Source organism: Phyllobacterium sp. (genome assembly GCF_037994405.1).
Classification (GTDB): Bacteria; Pseudomonadota; Alphaproteobacteria; order Rhizobiales; family Rhizobiaceae; genus Phyllobacterium.
Genome location: NZ_JBBNAN010000108.1, coordinates 1 through 19634, shown reverse-complemented (window position 1 = coordinate 19634; position 19634 = coordinate 1). Strand labels below are relative to the sequence as shown.

Sequence of the window (19634 nt, the reverse complement as noted above, 5' to 3'; positions counted from 1 at the left end):
ACCCGTGCCGGTGGCTCCGCAATACTCAACCGCGCCAATATTGGCGGCATCACGTTGCGGCGCCAACATCGCGTCCATTCTCTCTCACTACCAAGGTTACGGTCCGGCTTTTGCCGGGATAATTTTCTTGACCGTTTGATAAAAAATTTGACCTTTTATGAAAATCTGCCATTCTTCGCCTGAGAGGTGCCGGACGAACCGGCCTATCATGAAATGACTGCGATCCACAGGGAACCGGACGCTAGTCAATAGAGGAGATGCGATTTCATGGGATCGATCGATTCTGGAATCCGTGACGTCAAAGCCGGCCGGCTTGCTTCGGGCGCCTATAGCGACGCATTTTCTGACCTTCATCCGCCGCTCACCCGGCACGAGGCCTTCGTCGAATCCGACCGCTGCTACTTCTGCTACGACGCGCCGTGCATGAATGCATGTCCGACGGGCATCGACATTCCGCTGTTCATTCGAGAAATAGCGGCGGACAATCCGACCGGATCGGCCAAGACTATCCTTTCGGAGAACATTCTTGGCGGCATGTGCGCCCGCGTCTGCCCGACCGAAACCCTGTGCGAACAGGCCTGCGTGCGTGAAGCCGCCGAAGGCAAGCCGGTCAAGATCGGCCTTTTGCAGCGCTATGCTACCGACCATTTGATGGCAAATGGCAAACATCCATTCAAACGTGCCGAACCCACCGGCAAATCAGTCGCGATTGTCGGTGCCGGACCAGCAGGGCTTTCCGCCGCGCATCGCCTTGCCATGCATGGCCATGACGTGACGATTTTCGAAGCGCGCCCCAAGGCCGGCGGGCTCAACGAATATGGTATCGCTGCCTATAAGAGCGTCGATGATTTCGCCCAGAAGGAACTCGATTTCATTCTTGAGATCGGCGGCATCACCATTGAAAACGACAAGTCCCTTGGCCGCGACATCAGCCTCGATGCATTGCGGGCAGGTTTCGATGCGGTATTCCTCGGCATGGGCCTGCCCGGTGTCAACGAACTCGGGCTGGAAGGCGAGGATGCTGCCGGTTGCATCGACGCCGTGGATTACATCTCTGTCCTGCGCCAAAGCGACGATCTTTCGCAAATTCCCGTTGGCCGCGATGTCGTTGTCATCGGTGGCGGCATGACCGCGATCGATGTGGCGGTGCAGACGAAACTGCTTGGCGCCGAAAACGTCATCATCGCCTACCGCCGCGGCCCGCAGAACATGAATGCCAGCGAATATGAGCAGGAACTGGCGCTGAAGAATGGCGTGATCATCCGCCATTGGCTGCAGCCGCGCGCCTTGACCCGCAATGAGCACGGCGAGGTCTGCGGCATCACGCTGGACTATACGGTCATGTCTGACGGCCGGCTTGTTACCTCGGGCGAGAGCATCACGCTCGCCAGCGACCAGGTGTTCAAGGCTATCGGCCAGACACCGGCCGAAGCCATCCTGGCGGAAGCGGGTATTGCGCTGTCAAAGGGTCGTATCAGCATTGACGACGAAGGTCGCACCTCGATCCCGGGCATCTGGGCAGGCGGCGATTGCATTGCCGGTGGCGAGGACCTGACGGTCGCGGCAGTCCAGGACGGCAAGATCGCCGCTGAATCCATCCACCGCACGCTCATGCAGCAGCCGGACAAGGTCAGCGGCTTCGTCGATGCCGTCATGGCAGAGAATTCCGATGGCACATCGGCACCGGCGCAGCAATCCAATCATCCAAGCCACACTGTGGGCTGAAGGAGATCGACATGGCTGATCTTTCATCGAATTTCCTTGGTATCAAATCGCCCAATCCGTTCTGGCTGGCCTCTGCGCCGCCGACAGACAAGGCCTATAATGTCGAGCGCGCCTTCAGGGCGGGCTGGGGCGGTGTCGTCTGGAAGACCCTCGGCGAAGAGGGCCCGCCTGTCGTCAATGTCAACGGCCCCCGCTATGGCGCGATCCATGGTCCCGACCGGCGCCTGCTCGGCTTCAACAATATCGAGCTCATCACCGACCGGCCGCTGGACGTGAACCTGCGGGAAATGACCGAGGTAAAGAAGAAATGGCCGGATCGCGCGATTGTAGCCTCGATCATGGTGCCTTGCGAGGAAGAGTCCTGGAAAGCCATCCTGCCGCTGGTCGAGGCCACCGGCGCTGATGGCATCGAGCTGAATTTCGGCTGTCCTCATGGCATGTCCGAGCGCGGCATGGGTTCCGCCGTTGGCCAGGTGCCGGAATATATCGAGATGGTCGTTCGCTGGTGCAAGCAATATACCCGCATGCCGGTCATCACCAAACTGACGCCGAACATCACCGACATTCGTAAACCTGCACGCGCGGCAAAATCCGGCGGCACCGACGCTGTTTCACTGATCAACACCATCAATTCGATCGTTTCCGTCGATCTCGACAATTTTGCACCGGTTCCTTCCATTGATGGACGCGGCTCGCATGGCGGTTATTGCGGTCCGGCGGTAAAGCCGATTGCGCTCAACATGGTGGCGGAGATTGCCCGCGATGCTGAAACACGCGGCCTGCCGATCTCCGGCATTGGCGGCATCACCACCTGGCGCGATGCAGCGGAATTCATCGCGCTCGGCTGCGGCAATGTGCAGGTATGCACCGCGGCCATGACCTATGGCTTCAAGATCGTGCAGGAAATGATCTCCGGCCTTTCCGACTGGATGGATTCGCGCGGCTTCCGTTCGATCGAGGATTTCCAGGGACTTGCCGTACCAAACGTCTCGGACTGGCAATATCTCAACCTCAACTATATCACCAAGGCGCAGATCGACCAGGACCTCTGCATCAAATGTGGCCGCTGCCACATTGTCTGCGAGGACACATCGCATCAGGCGATTACGTCCATGGTCGATGGCGCAAGGCATTTCGAAGTGATCGACGAGGAATGCGTCGGCTGCAATCTATGCGTCAATGTCTGCCCGGTCGACAATTGCATCAGCATGGTGCCCATGACATCCGGTGTCGATCCGCGCACCAAACTGCCGATCCAGCCGGACTATGCCAACTGGACCACGCATCCGAACAATCCGATGGCAAAGGTAGCGGCAGAATAAGATCTCGCCTTAGACAGGGCGCGGGCGGATACCGTTGAGAATGATGCTCAGCACCGCCTGCGCCGTCTGCTCGCGGAATCCCGGGCGGCCAACCTGGCTGCCCATGATCGCCCGCACCTGCACGTCGAAATCCGCATAATGCTGCGTCGTCGCCCAGATCATGAAAATGAGGTGGTAGGGATCGACCGGAGCGAGCTTGCCCTCGCCGACCCAGCGGCGGATCACGGCGGCCTTATCGTCGACGAGCGGCTTCAAATGCTTGGAGAGAAAATCGCTGATTGCCGGTGCGCCATGCAACACTTCGTTGGCAAACAGTCGCGACGCCTCGGGATGGCTCTCCGACATGTTGATCTTCAGCGTGATGTATTTACGCAATTGCTCGATCGGATCGCCTTCCGGATCGATCTCGGCCAGGGGTGCCAGCCATTCAGCCAGCGTCTCTTCAAGCAGCGTCACATAGATGTTCTGCTTGCGCGGAAAGTAATAGAGGAGATTGGGCTTGGACATGCCGGCCTTCTCGGCGATCTGGTCGATCGTGGTGCCGCGAAACCCATAGGTGGAAAAAACATCGAGTGCCGCATCCAGAATGAGGCGGCGGTTGATTTCCTGTATCCGGGTCGTCTTCTCCGGCGCCTCATTCGCCTTTTTCTTCGCCGCCCTCGCCATGCCTCTCATCCCTTTTGCCGTTCGGCCCGACAGGCCCTTTCGCCGCATCCCGGAACTGCGCTAAAATCCCATAAAGCGCTTGACCACTTTCCTATGCTCTTCTAGCCTGCATTTTGACCAAGTAGTCAAGTTTTTGATTGTGCCAGAGGTTCAATCATTCGGGAACATAAAACAAGCGGTAACATCCGCACTTCTGGAGGCCTGATCACATGTCGCAACCGGCAATGGGAACCAATAATCTTGATGCGTTCTGGATGCCATTCACGGCAAACCGGCAGTTCAAGCAAAATCCCCGTCTCCTGGTCAGTGCCAAGGACATGCATTTCAAATCGCATGACGGCCGCGAGATCCTGGATGGTACGGCGGGATTGTGGTGCTGCAACGCCGGTCATGCCCGCCCGAAGATCGTCGAGGCGGTACAGAAACAGGTTGCCGAGCTCGATTATGCGCCCGCCTTCCAGATGGGCCATCCGAAAGTCTTCGAGCTTGCTGCACGGTTGGCAGCCATGCTGCCGTCGCCGATCGACCATGTGTTCTTCACCAATTCCGGTTCCGAGTCGGTCGATACGGCGCTGAAGATTGCGCTGGCCTATCATCGCGCCAAGGGCAGTGGCAGCAAGGTCAAGCTGATCGGTCGCGAACGCGGTTATCACGGCGTCGGGTTTGGCGGTATCTCCGTTGGCGGCATTTCCGGCAACCGCAAGACTTTCGGCAATGCGCTTGGCGGGGTCGATCATATCCGCCATACCCATGATCCTGCACGCAATGCTTTCACCCGCGGCGAACCGGAATATGGCGCCGAATTTGCCGATGATCTGGAAAAGGTCATCGCTCTGCACGATGCATCCAACATCGCCGCAGTCATCGTCGAACCGGTGGCAGGCTCGACCGGCGTGCTCATTCCGCCAAAAGGCTATCTGCAACGCCTACGCGAAATCTGCACAAAGCATGACATATTGCTGATTTTTGATGAGGTTATCACCGGTTTTGGCCGTCTCGGCACACCCTTTGCGGTCGACTACTTTGGCGTTGTGCCGGACCTTGTCACCACGGCCAAGGGCATCACCAGCGGCGTGATTCCGATGGGCGCTGTGTTTGCCACGAAGCAGATCTACGAAGCCTTCATGACCGGTCCGGAGAACATGATCGAGCTGTTCCACGGCTATACCTACTCCGGCCATCCAATTGCCTGCGCCGCAGCGCTGGCAACGCTAGACACTTACGAAGAAGAAGGTCTGATGACCCGTGCGGCCGAACTCTCCGATTATTGGGCGGACGCCTTGCACGCCCTGAAGGGCCTGCCGCACGTCATCGACATTCGCAATCTCGGCCTGATCGGCGCCATCGAACTGCAGCCAATCGACGGCGCGCCGACGCAACGCGCCTTCCAGGCGTTCCTCGATGCCTACGAGAAGGGTCTGCTCATCCGCACCACCGGCGATATCATCGCGCTGTCACCGCCGCTCATCATCAGCAAGGGCCAGATCGAGCATCTGTTCGATACGCTGGCCGATGTTCTGAAGAACCTCGCATAAGTTGAAAGGCTCTAACATGACGCTCACGGGAAATCTCAGGATCAATGGCGACCGTCTCTGGGACAGCCTGATGGAGATGGCGAAGATCGGACCGGGCGTACGCGGCGGCAACAACCGCCAGACGCTGACGGATGAAGACGGCGAAGGCCGCCGCCTGTTCCAGTCCTGGTGCGGGAAGGCGGGCCTTTCCATGGGTGTCGACACCATGGGCAACATGTTCTTTACCCGAGAGGGGACAGACCCGGATGCGCTCCCCGTCTATGTCGGCAGCCATCTTGATACCCAGCCGACGGGTGGCAAATTCGACGGCGTGCTGGGCGTCCTTGGCGGGCTCGAATTGATCCGCACGCTGAACGATCTCAATATCCAGACCAAGCATCCCATCGTCGTCGTCAACTGGACCAATGAAGAAGGCACGCGCTTTGCCCCGGCGATGCTCGCTTCCGGCGTATTTGCCGGCGTTCATGAGCAGGATTGGGCCTACCAGCGCGAGGATGCCAAGGGCAAAAAATTCGGCGACGAACTGCGGCGCATCGGCTGGAAGGGCGATGAGACGGTCGGTGCACGCAAGATGCATGCCCTGTTCGAGTTGCACATTGAGCAAGGTCCTATCCTTGAAGCTGAAGGCAAGGATATCGGCGTCGTCACCCATGGCCAGGGCCTCTGGTGGCTGCAGATCACATTGACCGGCAAGGAAAGCCATACCGGTTCCACCCCCATGCCGATGCGCAAGAATGCCGGGCTCGGCATGGCGCGCATCACCGAACTCGTCCACACCGTTGCCATGGCGCACCAGCCGGGCGCCGTCGGGGCGATCGGCCACGTTGACGTCTATCCCAATTCGCGCAATGTCATTCCGGGCAAGGTGGTTTTCACCGTCGATATCCGCTCGCCCGACCTTGCGACGCTCAGCGCCATGAAAGCCGAAATCGAGGACAAGGCTGCAAGGATCGCCAGGGAACTCGGCCTTGAAATTTTGATCGAAGAGGCCGGCCATTTCGACCCCGTCACTTTCAACGAAGGTTGTGTGACTGCCGTGCGCAACGCGGCGGAACGGCTCGGTTACACCCACCGCAATATTGTCTCCGGCGCGGGACATGACGCCTGCTGGATCAATCGCGTCGCGCCGACGGCGATGGTGATGTGCCCCTGCGTCGACGGCCTCAGCCACAATGAGGATGAAGACATTTCGAAGGAGTGGGCGGCTGCTGGTGCGGACGTCCTCTTGCATGCGGTTCTGGAGACGGCGGAGATCCAGCCCTGAGCCGCTAACCAAATATACGGCAACATGTTCGGCAAAAGACCAAAAAGGGGAACGGACACATGGCTACGAAAGTGATCAAGGGCGGCACTATCATTGCCGCCGACCGCACCTACAAGGCGGACGTGCTGATCGACGGCGAGACCATCGCCGCCATCGGCGCTGATCTTTCCGGCGATGAGATTATCGACGCGGCGGGCTGCTATCTGATGCCGGGCGGGATCGATCCGCACACTCATCTCGAAATGCCCTTCATGGGCACGCATTCCTCCGATGATTTCGATACGGGTACGGCCGCGGCGCTGGCTGGTGGCACGACCATGGTGGTCGATTTCGTTCTGCCTGGTTCCGATGGCCTGCTCGTCGCCCTGCAGGACTGGTTCCAGAAGGCAGGCAAGGCGCGCACCGACTATTCCTTCCACATGGCGATCACCAGCTGGAACAAGCAGGTTTTCGACGAAATGCCGAAAGTGGTCGAGCGCGGCATCAACACCTTCAAGCACTTTATGGCCTATAAGGGCGCGCTGATGGTGGATGATGACGAGATGTTCGCCTCGTTCATGCGCTGTGCCGAAATCGGCGCCATGCCGCTGGTGCATGCGGAGAATGGCGACGTGGTTGCGCACCTCCAGCAGAAGCTTCTGGCCGAAGGCAATACCGGTCCGGAAGCCCATGGCTATTCGCGCCCGCCGGAAGTCGAAGGAGAGGCGGCCAACCGCGCGATCATGATCGCTGATCAGGCCGGGGTGCCGCTCTACATCGTGCATGTCTCCTGCGAGCAGGCGCACGAAGCCATTCGCCGTGCCAGGGCGAAGGGTATGCGCGTTTACGGAGAGCCGCTGGTCCAGCACCTGACGCTTGATGAAAGCGAATACAAGAACGAAGACTGGGACTATGCGGCGCGCCGGGTAATGTCGCCGCCCTTCCGCGACAAGAGCCATCAGGACGGTCTATGGGCCGGACTTGCCTCGGGCAGCCTGCAGGTCGTTGCCACCGACCATTGCGCTTTCACGACGCAGCAAAAGCGTTTCGGCGTTGGCGATTTCACCAAGATCCCGAACGGCACAGGAGGGCTTGAAGACCGCCTGCCGGTTCTGTGGACCAGGGGCGTGCGCACCGGCCGGCTGACGCCGAATGAATTCGTGGCGGTCACTTCCACGAACATTGCCCGCATTCTCAATATCTATCCGAAAAAGGGCGCGATCCTGCCGGGTTCCGATGCTGATATCGTCATCTGGGATCCGAATGCATCGAAGGTCATTTCCGCAAAGACGCAGAAATCAGCCATCGACTACAATGTCTTTGAGGGTATCGAAGTGACGGGCCTGCCGCGTATGACCCTTTCGCGCGGGCAGGTCGCCTTCAAGGATGGCGAAGTGCTGGCGCCGACAGGCAGCGGCCGCTTTGTCGAACGTGAGGCCAATGCGCCGGCAAATCGTGCACTTTCCACTTGGAAGGAATTGACGGCGCCGCGTAGAGTAGAGCGCGATCCGAAAAATATTCCGGCAGGCGTCTGATGACAGTCGTCGCGCTCCGACCCAAGGCGAAGACGATGGCAGATGCGGCGCAGCAAAATGTGATTGATGTCAAGGACCTGTCACTGGTCTTCCAGACCAATGACGGGCCTGTCAACGCATTGTCCAACATCGATCTTGCGGTCACTGGCGGCGAATTCGTTTCCTTCATCGGCCCATCCGGTTGCGGCAAGACCACGTTGCTGCGCGTGATCGCCGATCTCGAACAGCCGACCTCCGGCTCGATTTCCGTCAATGGCATGACGCCGTCCGAGGCACGGCAGAAGCGCGCCTATGGCTATGTGTTCCAGGCGGCGGCACTCTATCCTTGGCGTACGATCGCCGGCAATATTTCCCTGCCGCTCGAAGTGATGGGCGTTCCTAAGTCAGACCGCAAGGATCGCATCGCCAGGAACCTTGAGCTGGTCAATCTTTCCGGTTTTGAAAAGAAGTTTCCCTGGCAGTTGTCCGGCGGCATGCAGCAGCGCGCCTCCATAGCCCGGGCGCTTTCCTTCGATCCTGATCTGCTTTTGATGGACGAGCCCTTCGGTGCGCTTGATGAGATCGTCCGCGACCATCTCAACGAGGAACTGTTGAAGCTCTGGGCGAAGACCCGGAAAACCGTGATTTTCGTCACTCATTCCATTCCGGAAGCGGTGTTCCTTTCCACCAAGATCGTGGTGATGAGCCCGCGGCCTGGTCGCATTCACGAAATCATCGACTGCAATCTTGGCACGGAACGCACGCTCGATATCCGCGAAACGCCAAAGTTCCTTGAAATCGCCCACCGCGTGCGTGAGGGACTGCGCCACGGACACTCCTATGACGGGGCACAACTATGACGCCGGAGCGGGGCGCAGAATGATCGTCCGTGCCGCCAAGCTGCGCGACATGTCCGAATGCGCGGAGATCGTCAATGCGTGGATCGACAGCACGGAATGGATGCCCCGGGTCCACCCCAGGGAAGAGGTGGCTGAGTTTTATCGCGATACTGTCTTTGAGCGGTTCCAGGTCTTCGTGGCCGAAAATGATAATCACCTGGCCGGTATGGTCGCCCTGTCCCCGGACAATACGGTGAGTGCCCTTTATGTTCACCACAACGACCGCGGCAAGGGTGTTGGCAAAGCGTTGCTCGACCATGCGAAGCACGAAGCCGATGGGCCGGTTGAGCTCTGGACATTCGTCGCCAACCGCGATGCGCAGGCATTCTACGAGCGCGAGGGATTCAAGGAAGTCCGGCGTACCGATGGCGACAATGAGGAAAAATTGCCGGATATTCTCTATCGCTGGCAACCGGTCAATGCTGAGGCGAAGCCATGAACTTCATCCGCAACAGCGTCATTCCGGTAGGCACGGTACTCCTCGCCATTCTTGTCCTTTGGTACGTCTTCGCAGTTATCCTCAATGCGCCTTTCGAACGCGATCAGGCGGCGCGTGCCAATACGACAATCTCGACCAGCCAGCTGATCGCCAATACGATGGCGCAGGAGCGGCCGGTGCTGCCAGCGCCGCACCAGGTTGCAGCGGAAATCCGCAAGACCGTTTTCGACATCAGCCCGACGTCGAAGCGCAGCCTGGTCTATCACGGCTGGGTAACACTCTCCTCGACGCTGCTCGGCTTTGGTCTCGGTACCCTGCTCGGCATCCTCTTGGCGATCGCCATTGTCCATTCGCGCACGCTCGACAAGAGCCTGATGCCGTGGATCATCACCTCGCAGACTGTGCCGATCCTCGCCATCGCGCCGATGATCATTGTGGTGCTCAATGCGGTCAACATCACCGGGCTCCTGCCGAAGGCCATGATCTCGACCTACCTTTCGTTCTTCCCCGTGGCCGTCGGCATGGTGAAAGGCCTGCGCTCGCCCGAGATCATGCACCTCGACCTGATGCGCACCTACAATGCCTCGAAGGCGCAAGTGTTCTGGAAGCTGCGCTGGCCCGCTTCCATGCCCTATCTCTTCACGTCCATGAAGATCGCCGTTGCCATCAGCCTTGTCGGCGCCATTGTCGGTGAACTGCCGACCGGTGCCGTGGCCGGCATCGGCGCGCGGCTGCTCGCCGGTTCCTATTATGGCCAGACCGTGCAGATCTGGGCGGCGCTGATTACAGCCGCGTTGATGGCGGCAGTTCTCGTCAGCCTGATCGGACTGGTTGCAAATCTGGTCAACCGGCGCATGGGAGTGCGGCCATGAAGCGCTCGCCCCTTGCTATCATCGCCTTCGCACTTGCTGCGGCTTCCCTGGTACTGCCAACGGGGGCAGATGGTCCTGGACTCTTCCTCTTTTCTGCTCCTGCCATCCTGTTTGCTGCGGCGGCTGTGGCGTTGTTTGTTACACCTTCAAACGCGTCGTTGATCGCCCTCTTGGTGCTGGTTCACGTGGCAGCGTTCTGCCTGATCGGGCTCTTGGGCTCCTTTACGATGACCGGCCCGGCCGTCGGCTACTGGTGCCTCGTCGCTGCCGCGTGGCTTCTGGCCTGGCTTGCGGTACAGAGGCTGGCCGCCCTGCGCCTCGCATCTGCCGAGGGTCAGCGCCTGGTCAATCTCGCTTTGCCTGTCCTGTTCGGAGCATGGCTGCTTATCCTCTGGGAAATCATCGTGCGCGGTTTTGGTGTGCCGACGATCCTTTTGCCGCCGCCGTCGATGATTGCAGCCCGGATCGCCGCCTCGGTGCCGACGCTCTGGGCAGACGTCCAGCAGACTTTCCTGAAGGCGGCGATTGCAGGCTATGTGATCGGCTGCGGTTCCGGTTTTCTGGCGGCCATCATCGTCGATCGCGTGCCTTTTCTGCGCAAGGGTCTACTGCCTATCGGCAATCTCGTGGCGGCGCTGCCCGTCGTCGGCATCGCACCGATCATGGTCATGTGGTTCGGTTCCTACTGGGAATCAAAGGCCGCTGTTGTCGTCATCATGACGTTCTTTCCGATGCTGGTGAACACCGTGGCCGGGCTCGCCGCCTCGGGTGCCATGGAGCGCGACCTGATGCGGACCTATGGCTCCAGCTATAGCCAGACGCTTCTAAAATTGCGCCTGCCTGCTGCAATGCCGTTCATCTTCAACGCGCTGAAGATCAACTCGACACTGGCACTGATCGGCGCGATCGTCGCCGAGTTTTTCGGCTCACCCATCGTCGGCATGGGCTTTCGCATCTCAGCAGAGGTCGGCCGCATGAATGTCGACATGGTCTGGGCGGAGATCTTTGTCGCAGCGCTCGCCGGGTCGCTGTCCTACGGCTTGGTTACCCTCATCGAACGGGCCGTCACCTTCTGGCATCCTTCCTATCGAACCTAAAAGAACAGAGGAGAACTGAAAACCATGAAGACGAAAATCGCTTTCTCACTCGGCCTCGCGGCCATGACCTTGATGGCAAGCTCGGCGCTCGCGGCTGACAAGCTGACCTTGCAGCTGAAATGGGTCACGCAGGGCCAGTTCGCCGGCTATTACGTGGCAAAGGATAAGGGCTTCTATAAGGAAGCGGGCCTCGATGTCGAAATCAAGCCGGGCGGTCCGGACGTCGCTCCACCGCAGGTCATCGCCGGTGGCGGTGCCGATGTGGTGATCGACTGGATGCCTTCGGCGCTCGCAACCCGCGAAAAGGGCCTGCCGCTCGTCAATATCGCCCAGCCTTTCAAGCGCTCGGGCATGATGCTGACCTGCCGTAAGGAAACCGGCATCACCAAGCCTGAGGATTTCAAGGGCAAGACGCTCGGTGTCTGGTTCGGCGGCAATGAATATCCGTTCCTGTCCTGGATGAACCATCTTGGTCTCAAGACCAATGGTGGGCCCGATGGCGTGACGGTTCTCAAGCAAGGCTTCAATGTCGATCCGCTGATCCAGAAACAGGCCGACTGCATCTCTACGATGACCTACAATGAATACTGGCAGGTCATCGATGCCGGCATTCCGGCTGACCAGCTCGTGACGTTCAAGTATGAGGACGAGAAGGTCGCAACGCTGGAAGACGGGCTCTACGTGCTGCAGAAGAGCCTGGATGATCCGAAAATGGTCGACAAGCTCGCCCGCTTCGTCAAGGCCTCGATGAAGGGCTGGGAATATACCCGCGCCAATCCGGATGAAGCAGCAACGATCGTTCTCGACAATGATGCCAGCGGTGCCCAGACCGAAAAGCACCAGAAGCGGATGGTTGCAGAGATCAACAAGCTGACGGAAGGCTCTACTGGCGTGCTGGACGTGGCAGCTGCCGAGCGCACCGTGGAGACGCTGCTTGGCGGCGGTTCCGATCCGGTCATCACCAAGAAGCCGGAAGGGGCCTGGACGACGAAGATCACCGATGCGGCGAAGTAGAACTAAAGGCTGTACCCTCCCCCTTGTGGAGACGGACCGCAGGTCCGGGGAGGCGCCTTGCCAGAAAACCCCTCCCGGCGCTTCGCGCCACCCTCCCCACGAGGGGGAGGGTAAGAGGCGGCAAGGTCTTACTTAATTCCAATCATCGGGAATCTGCCGCACTGCGCCCTTGGCGGCGCTCGTCGCCATCGCACCATAGGCGCGCAGTGCAGTGGTAACCTTGCGCTTACGCTTCTCGGCCGGCTTCCAGGCGGCGCTGCCCTTGGCTTCCATATGCGCGCGGCGTTCAGCGAGAACGGCATCATCGACGGCAAGGTGAATCGTGCGGTTCGGGATATCGATATCAATGATATCGCCTTCCTCGACGAGGCCGATCAAGCCGCCTTCTGCTGCTTCCGGCGAAACGTGGCCGATGGAAAGGCCTGACGAGCCGCCGGAGAAGCGGCCGTCCGTGACCAGCGCGCAAGCCTTGCCAAGGCCCTTGGACTTCAGGTAGCTGGTCGGATAGAGCATCTCCTGCATGCCGGGTCCGCCGCGCGGGCCCTCATAGCGGATCAGCACGATATCGCCCGGCTTGACGCCGCCATTGAGGATGCCGAGAACCGCGCTGTCCTGGCTTTCAAAAATGCGGGCGGGGCCGGAGAATTTCAGGATCGAATCATCCACGCCGGCAGTTTTGACGATACAGCCGTCCTCGGCGAGATTGCCGTAGAGCACTGCCAGTCCGCCATCCTTGGAATAGGCATGTTCCGCGTTGCGGATAACACCTTTCTCGCGATCGAGATCGACATCGGCGAAACGGCGTTCCTGGCTGAAGGCCACCTGCGTCGGCACGCCGCCTGGTGCAGCCATGAAGAAATCATGGACCGACTTGTTCTTGGTGCGAACCACATCCCAGCGGTCGAGCGCCGCACCGAGATGGGCGGAGTGCACAGAATAGACCGAAGTGTCGATCAAGCCGGCGCGGTCGAGTTCGCCAAGAATGCCCATGATGCCGCCGGCATGGTGCACGTCTTCCATATGCACATTAGCCACCGCAGGCGCCACCTTGCACAGGACTGGCACCCGGCGAGACAGCCGGTCGATATCGCTCATGGTGAAATCGACCTCGCCCTCATGGGCGGCGGCAAGCAGATGCAGCACGGTATTGGTCGAGCCGCCCATGGCAATGTCGAGTGTCATCGCATTCTCGAATGCGGCAAACGACGCAATCGAGCGTGGCAGGACCGTTTCGTCATCCTGCTCATAGTAACGGCGGGCCAGGTCAACGACCAGATGGCCGGCCTCGACGAAGAGGCGGCGGCGATCCGCATGGGTTGCCAGCGTCGAGCCATTGCCTGGTAATGACAAGCCAAGCGCCTCGGTCAGGCAGTTCATGGAGTTTGCCGTGAACATGCCGGAGCAGGAGCCGCAAGTCGGGCAGGCCGAGCGCTCGATCGCCTTTACCTCCTCGTCGGAAATGCGGTCATCGGCAGCCGCGACCATTGCGTCGACCAGATCGAGTTTCTTTTCCTTGTCTGCCCAGACAACCTTACCGGCTTCCATTGGGCCGCCGGAAACAAAGACGACCGGAATATTGAGCCGAAGCGCTGCCATCAGCATGCCGGGTGTGATCTTGTCGCAATTGGAAATGCATACCATCGCATCGGCGCAGTGGGCATTGACCATATATTCGACGCTGTCGGCGATGATCTCGCGCGAGGGCAGCGAATAGAGCATTCCGTCATGGCCCATGGCGATGCCGTCATCGACTGCAATCGTATTGAATTCCTTGGCAACACCGCCCGCGCTTTCGATCTCACGTGCTACAAGCTGCCCAAGATCCTTCAGGTGCACGTGGCCAGGCACGAACTGGGTAAACGAATTCACCACCGCGATAATCGGCTTGCCAAAATCCTCGTCCTTCATGCCGGTCGCGCGCCAGAGCCCGCGGGCACCTGCCATGTTACGGCCATGTGTGGTTGTGCGTGAACGATAGGGAGGCATTTGCGAAAATCCTGATGGTGAATTGCGAAAGAGGCAGCATCTCTACAGAAAAACCGCTTCCATGGCAAAGAATGGAATTTTGTTACCTGGTTGGAGACTTTTTATTGCAATGATTACATAGGAAAGTTCATTGTCGCATGAAACGGGACGTAATGTCTCGGTCTCAGGTGCCCTCCTAAAACGCTGTAAAGGTCATCGTTGTCAACGAGCGGGCAATACCTTGTATGTCGAGCACATTGTCATTGATGAACTTGCCGATATCCTGATCTTCGGGAATGTAGATTTTCATCAGGAGATCGTAGTCGCCGCTAGTCGAATAGAGTTCGGAGACGATTTCGCGTTCGAAAAGCGCAGCCGCAACCTCATAGGTTTTGCCGGGGAAGCATTGCAGCTGCAGGAAGACGGGTTTCATGAATATACTCCGGAAGGACAGAACTGTGCTTCACCAGCATAATGGGTCAGCTCGCTCTTAGCCAGTTGTTCTCTTCTCGCAACTGCGATATAAGCAGCACCGTTCGCACAGGCTATCTGGGAGAGACCGGTAAAACCGGCGCCGATGGAGCAACCGCCCCGGAAACTCTCAGGCAAAAGGACCAGACTAGCGTCGGACATCTGGAGAGAGGCGTGGCTTAACAAGTTACGCCCACCGAAGGAGAAAGCCCTGCCCGGTGATTCACCGGTTACGCTGCCAAGGACATGGGTGACAAACACCCGGCGGGCGCGTGAGGGCCAAACTCTCAGGTTCCGTGACAGATGGGGTTTCGTGCCGTTTTGAGCGGCGAAACTGAAACCATGTGTTGCTGAAGGACTTTGTCTGTCATGACCAATATCGCCATTATCGGCGCCGGTATCACCGGCGTTACGACCGCCTATGCGCTCGCCCGTCAGGGCTATTCCGTCACCGTTTTGGACCGCAACCGCTATGCCGCGATGGAAACCTCTTTCGCTAACGGCGGCCAGCTTTCGGCATCCAATGCGGAAGTGTGGAACAGCTGGTCGACGGTTCTAAAAGGCATGAAGTGGATGCTGCGCAAGGATGCGCCGCTCCTGATGAACCCGAAGCCGTCCTGGCACAAATATTCCTGGATGGCGGAGTTCGTCATGAACATTCCCCATTACGAGCAGAACACGATCGCGACCACAAAGCTCGCCATCGAAGCTCGCAAGCGCATGTTCGAGATCGCGGCAGAAGAACAAATCAATTTCGACCTCGAAAAGCGCGGCATTCTTCACATCTACCGTTCGAAGTACGGCTATGACCATGCGGTGAAGGTCAATAGGCTGCTGGAAGCCGGCGGCCTTGATCGCCGCGCTGTTACCAATGAGGAAATCCGCAGCATCGAGCCTGCCCTCAACGGATCGTTCTATGGCGGTTTCTTCACCCCGTCAGATTCCACCGGTGACATTCACAAATTCACCCGCGGTCTCGCCGATGCTTCCATTCGCCGTGGCGTTCGTTTTGTCAGCGATGCCAATGTTCAGATGCTGAACCACGGTCCCGACGGCGTCGTCGTTTCCTGGAACAAGGCTTCTGTCTCGCCTTCGCAGTTGGAGGCGGAGCGCTTCGATGCTGTTGTTATTTGCGCCGGTATTGCCAGCCGCAAGTTCGCTGCCCAGCTCGGCGACCGGGTCAATATCTATCCAGTCAAGGGTTATTCCATCACAATCAACCTCAACGACAATGAGAGCCAGAAGTCGGCGCCCTGGGTAAGCCTTTTGGATGATGACGCAAAGATCGTCACCAGTCGCCTCGGTGCCGATCGCCTGCGTGTCGCCGGCACCGCCGAATACAATGGCGAGAACCGCGACATCCGCCACGATCGCGTCAAGCCGCTGGTCGACTGGAGCCGCGAGCTATTTCCGGCGATGGACACGTCGAATGTCGTGCCATGGGCTGGCCTGCGTCCGATGATGCCGAACATGTTGCCACGGGTCGGCAGTGGCAAGCGTCCGGGCGTCTTCTACAACACCGGTCACGGTCACCTGGGCTGGACACTGTCGGCGGCAACGGCAGAGATCGTTGCAGGTCACATCAGCGCAGCAATGCCCGTCGATGTGAAGCCGCAGACCGAATGGCTGGCCGCTGCGGAATAGCTAAGTGAGAACGAGCGCCTGTTAAATCAGGCGCTCTTCTTATGGAGCCCGCGACTATGAGGGTCAGGACCTATTAATGTGATCGAAGTGGCGCCTGAAACGGCAAGTAGATGGAGCGCATGTTCCGATCCGGCTCTTCGCCGGATCGGAAGATACATGCGCAGCTTGCAGCCGTTTCGGCGTCCGCAGGATATGGACTTTTCGCCCGGCTACATTGTCGCAAAGGCTCGAAAATGGATAAACATTTCTTGTCCCTCTGCTCCTCGTATCCGAACGAAAAGCCTCATACCATTTCGACCAGATTAACAGGTCCTGACCCTAAGCAGCTTCAATATCTGTTTGGGAAAAATCATTGCCCTTGTAGAGCAGGGGCACGGAATAGTGGCGTGCGCACGCATAGGCAAAGCAGTCACCGAAATTCAAATCGGCGCGATGGCGCTTTTTGCCATAACGATCAAACGCCGTGATGGCCAAAAATGCTGCCTCCGCTGGTATTGAAACCAACTGGATATTCATTGCGGTAAGGAACGCCTGTACAGCACTCGACGCGTCGGCAATTTCAAGCCCAAGTATACGAGCAACACTGATCGCGGTTTCCCAGACTGCCGACGGCGAGGTCATGCGATCGTCGGACGATTGCAAGCGCGCTGCAAGGTTCCGCGCATCATCTTCATTGGTCATCATCGCCACCATGGCGGAGGCATCTATGAACATCAGGCCAGCCCTGTGCATTTAGTCGTAAAGACTGTCTCGAAATGCCTTGTCGGCAGGAAGGCCTCTATTGAGATTAGCCTTGGACCTAAGATCTCGGCAGAAACTCGCCGCAATCTCGGCAAGCGTGGGCTGGCCAAGCTGGTCGTCGAGCGCACGTTGCAAGGCGAGCCTGACGGCCTCAGTTTTGGATGGAGCCCGGACTGCAGCCTGATATCGGCGTGCCAGTTCGTCTATTCTGTCATCTTTGATATAAAGCGGCATCGGTATATCCTGCTTGGTATATTATGTATATAATTAGAGGATATCCCTTGCCGGTACAAGGGGCATGAAATTACATTTTGATAACAAAAAGTGATCAGCCATGGGAGCACGAAATCGGCGGTTTTGTGACCTTATGGCCACAAGCCGCCCCTTGCGAGTCTGCTCAAGGCCAATGCGGGTTGGCCTACCTACACCACCATGTTATCGTTTTCTTAAGCTCGGGAGGCGAATTTTATCGATTGCAGGATAAGTTTCTCCGTTTCCTGCGGCGTATGGTGTGTTTTTTCGTGAGTAGGGAACTTGCTGGTTGATGGACTTTAGGCGCCCACAGGCCAGTATTCTTGGCGCCGCACTGCTGGCTTGTACAGCTCTTGTCTCGCCCGCTCACGCGTTCGATCTCTTTGGGATTCATCTCTGGGGTGAAAAGAAGGACGCCGATGCGGATGCCGTCATAGCCGATCCGCACAGATACACCGTGGACGTTTCAACCGTTGACGACAAAGAAACGAAAAAGCTTGTCGAAGGCGCCTCCGGCCTCGTCGCCGACAAGGACAAGCCGGCTTCCGGGGCTGCAGGCCTGCTTGCCAAGGCAAGGGGTGACTATCGCCGTATTCTCGGCGCGCTCTACGCCGATGGCCGCTATGGTGGCACAATCAGCATCAAAGTCGACGGGCGTGAGGCCAGCGATATTCCGCCAGATGCCGACCTGTCGAATCCAGCAAATATTGTGATTTCCGTCCAACCGGGGCCGCAATTTCTCTTCGCCACGGCGCGGGTCAAGAATATGGCGCCGCCGCCGATCGATCCAAAGGATGTGGTCGATCGTCCGGAAAACCAGGGTTTCGCCCCGGGCGACATCGCCAGGTCCACGGCTATCGTCAAGGCCGAACGTCTCGCCGTCGATGCCTGGCGGGAACAGGGGCATCCCAAGGCGAGAATCGTTTCGCGCGAAGTGCTTGCAGATCACGACAATAGCAAGGTCGACACCACGATCGAGGTCGATCCAGACCGGCGCGCGGCCTTCGGGCCGGTCCAGGTGACCGGGACGGAGCGAATGGATCCGGAATTCGTCGCCTTTATTACTGGTCTGCAGCCCGGCGTGGAATATGACCCTGACGAGATCGAACGTGCAAAAAAGCGCCTCTCACGGCTCGAGGTGTTCCGCTCTGCTCGTATCGAGGAAGCGGATGCCATAACCAGTGACGGGCTCCTCCCGATCACCGTCGCCGTGCAGGAGCAGAAGCTGCGGCGCTTCGGCATAGGCGGTTCGTATTCGACGCTCGACGGTGCCGGCTTTGACGCTTACTGGCTGCACCGCAATCTCTTCGGTCACGCCGAGCGGCTGCGTTTCGATGCGAAGATCGGCGGTATCGGCGCCCAGTCCTACAATCCGCAGGACTACAATTATCTGCTTGGCGTGAGTTTCACCAAACCCGGCGTCTATACGCCGGATACGGATTTTATCGCATCGCTCATCGGGGAGCGGAACGTTCTTGATGCCTATACCCAGACGTCGATCACCGCCGACGCCGGTTTCACCCAGATTTTTTCCGATGAGCTCACGGGGAAGCTTACAGCGAATATATCCAAGTCGCGCTTCGACGATGATTTCTTCGGCAAGCGCGATTTCCTCACTGTCGGCCTTTTGGGCGATCTTACCTACGACAGTCGCGACAGCAAGGTTGATCCTTCACGCGGCTATTATCTGGAAGGCCTGTTGTCGCCCTTCTATGAATTCGAATTCGGCAATTTCGCCACCAAGTTCACGGCGGAAGGCCGCACCTATTACAGTTTCGATGCGAATAACCGGTTTATCCTCGCCGGGCGCCTGAAACTCGGTTCCATCGTTGGTGCCGATGTTGCCGAATTGCCGCCGGATCAGTTGTTCTTTGCCGGCGGCGGTGGTTCGATACGCGGCTACGCCTACCGCAATGTCGGCGTCAATGTGACAAGGGACGGCGAGACCTTCGTCATTGGCGGTCGCTCCCTGATCGAAAGTTCGATCGAAGCACGTATTCGCATGACTGATACGATCGGTGTCGTCGGTTTCGTCGATGCGGGTAATGTCGGCGAGGAATCCTACCCGGATTTCGCGCAGCAGATGAGGGTCGGCGTCGGCGCTGGTCTGCGCTACAATACCGGCCTTGGTCCGATCCGCCTCGATTTCGCGGTGCCGCTTGACCGGACGTCGGACGATCCCAGTTTTGCTTTCTACGTTGGCATAGGACAGGCGTTTTGACCCGGATTTTGGCA

At 58.5% G+C, this 19634-nt stretch carries 18 protein-coding genes and 1 riboswitch; of the genes, 13 read left to right on the top strand and 5 right to left on the bottom strand.

Translation table 11 applies throughout. The features are described from left to right. From AAAC48_RS06500 to preA, 3 genes are all read left to right on the top strand, one after another. The coding region (locus AAAC48_RS06500) for a hypothetical protein (RefSeq protein WP_340653401.1) at positions 1 to 183 on the top strand (183 nt) is incomplete at its 5' end. A gap of 84 nt (positions 184 to 267) precedes the next feature. Then, positions 268 to 1725 carry an NAD(P)-dependent oxidoreductase gene (locus tag AAAC48_RS06495; protein ID WP_340653400.1) on the top strand — a complete coding sequence of 486 codons (1458 nt, stop codon included), beginning with the start codon at positions 268 to 270 and terminating at the stop codon, positions 1723 to 1725. Between the two features lie 11 nt (positions 1726 to 1736). After that, a complete protein-coding gene (gene preA, locus AAAC48_RS06490) occupies positions 1737 to 3047 on the top strand; it encodes an NAD-dependent dihydropyrimidine dehydrogenase subunit PreA (RefSeq protein WP_340653399.1) in 1311 nt (436 codons plus the stop codon). 9 nt (positions 3048 to 3056) lie between these two features. On the opposite strand, the gene rutR is transcribed toward preA, so the two are convergent. Continuing rightward, on the bottom strand, positions 3057 to 3713 hold the full coding sequence (rutR, locus tag AAAC48_RS06485; RefSeq protein ID WP_340653398.1) for an HTH-type transcriptional regulator RutR: 657 nt from the start codon (positions 3711 to 3713) through the stop codon (positions 3057 to 3059). A gap of 209 nt (positions 3714 to 3922) precedes the next feature. Between rutR and AAAC48_RS06480 the strand changes: the two genes are divergently transcribed. The 8 genes from AAAC48_RS06480 to AAAC48_RS06445 are packed head-to-tail and all read left to right on the top strand — an operon-like array spanning position 3923 to position 12326. After that, a complete protein-coding gene (locus AAAC48_RS06480) occupies positions 3923 to 5248 on the top strand; it encodes an aspartate aminotransferase family protein (protein WP_340653397.1) in 1326 nt (441 codons plus the stop codon). 16 nt (positions 5249 to 5264) lie between these two features. Next, positions 5265 to 6512, top strand: coding sequence for a Zn-dependent hydrolase (locus AAAC48_RS06475; protein ID WP_340653396.1), 1248 nt, complete (start codon positions 5265 to 5267; stop codon positions 6510 to 6512). Between the two features lie 59 nt (positions 6513 to 6571). Next, on the top strand, positions 6572 to 8026 hold the full coding sequence (gene hydA / locus AAAC48_RS06470; RefSeq protein ID WP_340653395.1) for a dihydropyrimidinase: 1455 nt from the start codon (positions 6572 to 6574) through the stop codon (positions 8024 to 8026). Further along, positions 8026 to 8865, top strand: a complete 840-nt coding sequence (locus tag AAAC48_RS06465) for an ABC transporter ATP-binding protein (protein ID WP_340653394.1) — start codon at positions 8026 to 8028, stop codon at positions 8863 to 8865. The genes hydA and AAAC48_RS06465 overlap by 1 nt, the downstream gene beginning before the upstream one ends. After that, a complete protein-coding gene (locus tag AAAC48_RS06460; protein ID WP_340653393.1) occupies positions 8846 to 9343 on the top strand; it encodes a GNAT family N-acetyltransferase in 498 nt (165 codons plus the stop codon). Before AAAC48_RS06465 ends, AAAC48_RS06460 begins: the two co-directional genes overlap by 20 nt. After that, positions 9340 to 10215: an ABC transporter permease gene (locus AAAC48_RS06455; RefSeq protein WP_340653392.1), complete on the top strand. Its 876-nt coding sequence runs from the start codon at positions 9340 to 9342 to the stop codon at positions 10213 to 10215. The genes AAAC48_RS06460 and AAAC48_RS06455 overlap by 4 nt, the downstream gene beginning before the upstream one ends. Beyond that, positions 10212 to 11312 carry an ABC transporter permease gene (locus AAAC48_RS06450; RefSeq protein ID WP_340653391.1) on the top strand — a complete coding sequence of 367 codons (1101 nt, stop codon included), beginning with the start codon at positions 10212 to 10214 and terminating at the stop codon, positions 11310 to 11312. Before AAAC48_RS06455 ends, AAAC48_RS06450 begins: the two co-directional genes overlap by 4 nt. Before the next feature lie 24 nt (positions 11313 to 11336). Further along, positions 11337 to 12326 (top strand): ABC transporter substrate-binding protein, encoded by a 990-nt coding sequence (locus AAAC48_RS06445; protein WP_340653390.1) that lies wholly within the window; start codon positions 11337 to 11339, stop codon positions 12324 to 12326. Positions 12327 to 12458: 132 nt separating this feature from the next. Here AAAC48_RS06445 and ilvD read toward each other — a convergent pair whose 3' ends face one another. Together ilvD and AAAC48_RS06435 are read right to left on the bottom strand one after the other, a co-directional pair. Beyond that, positions 12459 to 14312 (bottom strand): dihydroxy-acid dehydratase, encoded by a 1854-nt coding sequence (ilvD, locus tag AAAC48_RS06440; protein ID WP_340653389.1) that lies wholly within the window; start codon positions 14310 to 14312, stop codon positions 12459 to 12461. A gap of 175 nt (positions 14313 to 14487) precedes the next feature. Further along, positions 14488 to 14724, bottom strand: a complete 237-nt coding sequence (locus AAAC48_RS06435) for an Lrp/AsnC ligand binding domain-containing protein (protein ID WP_100000660.1) — start codon at positions 14722 to 14724, stop codon at positions 14488 to 14490. Positions 14725 to 14831: 107 nt separating this feature from the next. Further along, positions 14832 to 14918: riboswitch (glycine riboswitch) on the top strand. A gap of 213 nt (positions 14919 to 15131) precedes the next feature. Here AAAC48_RS06435 and AAAC48_RS06430 point away from each other — a divergent pair. After that, complete coding sequence (locus tag AAAC48_RS06430) at positions 15132 to 16406, top strand: D-amino acid dehydrogenase (protein WP_340653388.1); 1275 nt, start codon at positions 15132 to 15134, stop codon at positions 16404 to 16406. 318 nt (positions 16407 to 16724) lie between these two features. On the opposite strand, the gene AAAC48_RS06425 is transcribed toward AAAC48_RS06430, so the two are convergent. Together AAAC48_RS06425 and AAAC48_RS06420 are read right to left on the bottom strand one after the other, a co-directional pair. Beyond that, the gene (locus AAAC48_RS06425) at positions 16725 to 17120 is read right to left on the bottom strand and encodes a type II toxin-antitoxin system VapC family toxin (protein WP_340653387.1); all 396 of its coding nucleotides are present in this window, start codon (positions 17118 to 17120) and stop codon (positions 16725 to 16727) included. A gap of 18 nt (positions 17121 to 17138) precedes the next feature. Then, complete coding sequence (locus tag AAAC48_RS06420; RefSeq protein WP_340653386.1) at positions 17139 to 17381, bottom strand: type II toxin-antitoxin system VapB family antitoxin; 243 nt, start codon at positions 17379 to 17381, stop codon at positions 17139 to 17141. A gap of 310 nt (positions 17382 to 17691) precedes the next feature. Here AAAC48_RS06420 and AAAC48_RS06415 point away from each other — a divergent pair, with 310 nt between their 5' ends. Next, positions 17692 to 19620 (top strand): autotransporter assembly complex family protein, encoded by a 1929-nt coding sequence (locus AAAC48_RS06415; protein WP_340653385.1) that lies wholly within the window; start codon positions 17692 to 17694, stop codon positions 19618 to 19620. Positions 19621 to 19634 lie beyond the last annotated feature (14 nt).

Excerpts from the sequence above, each read along its gene's own strand:
- AAAC48_RS06430 (WP_340653388.1), top strand. The coding sequence starts at position 15,132 with ATGACCAATATCGCCATTATCGGCGCCGGTATCACCGGCGTTACGACC.
- AAAC48_RS06495 (WP_340653400.1), top strand. The coding sequence starts at position 268 with ATGGGATCGATCGATTCTGGAATCCGTGACGTCAAAGCCGGCCGGCTT.
- AAAC48_RS06480 (WP_340653397.1), top strand. The coding sequence starts at position 3,923 with ATGTCGCAACCGGCAATGGGAACCAATAATCTTGATGCGTTCTGGATG.
- AAAC48_RS06415 (WP_340653385.1), top strand. The coding sequence starts at position 17,692 with ATGGACTTTAGGCGCCCACAGGCCAGTATTCTTGGCGCCGCACTGCTG.
- AAAC48_RS06445 (WP_340653390.1), top strand. The coding sequence starts at position 11,337 with ATGAAGACGAAAATCGCTTTCTCACTCGGCCTCGCGGCCATGACCTTG.
- rutR (WP_340653398.1), bottom strand. The coding sequence starts at position 3,713 with ATGGCGAGGGCGGCGAAGAAAAAGGCGAATGAGGCGCCGGAGAAGACG.
- AAAC48_RS06475 (WP_340653396.1), top strand. The coding sequence starts at position 5,265 with ATGACGCTCACGGGAAATCTCAGGATCAATGGCGACCGTCTCTGGGAC.
- AAAC48_RS06450 (WP_340653391.1), top strand. The coding sequence starts at position 10,212 with ATGAAGCGCTCGCCCCTTGCTATCATCGCCTTCGCACTTGCTGCGGCT.
- AAAC48_RS06435 (WP_100000660.1), bottom strand. The coding sequence starts at position 14,724 with ATGAAACCCGTCTTCCTGCAGCTGCAATGCTTCCCCGGCAAAACCTAT.
- AAAC48_RS06420 (WP_340653386.1), bottom strand. The coding sequence starts at position 17,381 with ATGCCGCTTTATATCAAAGATGACAGAATAGACGAACTGGCACGCCGA.
- AAAC48_RS06425 (WP_340653387.1), bottom strand. The coding sequence starts at position 17,120 with ATGTTCATAGATGCCTCCGCCATGGTGGCGATGATGACCAATGAAGAT.
- AAAC48_RS06460 (WP_340653393.1), top strand. The coding sequence starts at position 8,846 with ATGACGGGGCACAACTATGACGCCGGAGCGGGGCGCAGAATGATCGTC.
- hydA (WP_340653395.1), top strand. The coding sequence starts at position 6,572 with ATGGCTACGAAAGTGATCAAGGGCGGCACTATCATTGCCGCCGACCGC.
- AAAC48_RS06465 (WP_340653394.1), top strand. The coding sequence starts at position 8,026 with ATGACAGTCGTCGCGCTCCGACCCAAGGCGAAGACGATGGCAGATGCG.
- preA (WP_340653399.1), top strand. The coding sequence starts at position 1,737 with ATGGCTGATCTTTCATCGAATTTCCTTGGTATCAAATCGCCCAATCCG.
- AAAC48_RS06455 (WP_340653392.1), top strand. The coding sequence starts at position 9,340 with ATGAACTTCATCCGCAACAGCGTCATTCCGGTAGGCACGGTACTCCTC.
- ilvD (WP_340653389.1), bottom strand. The coding sequence starts at position 14,312 with ATGCCTCCCTATCGTTCACGCACAACCACACATGGCCGTAACATGGCA.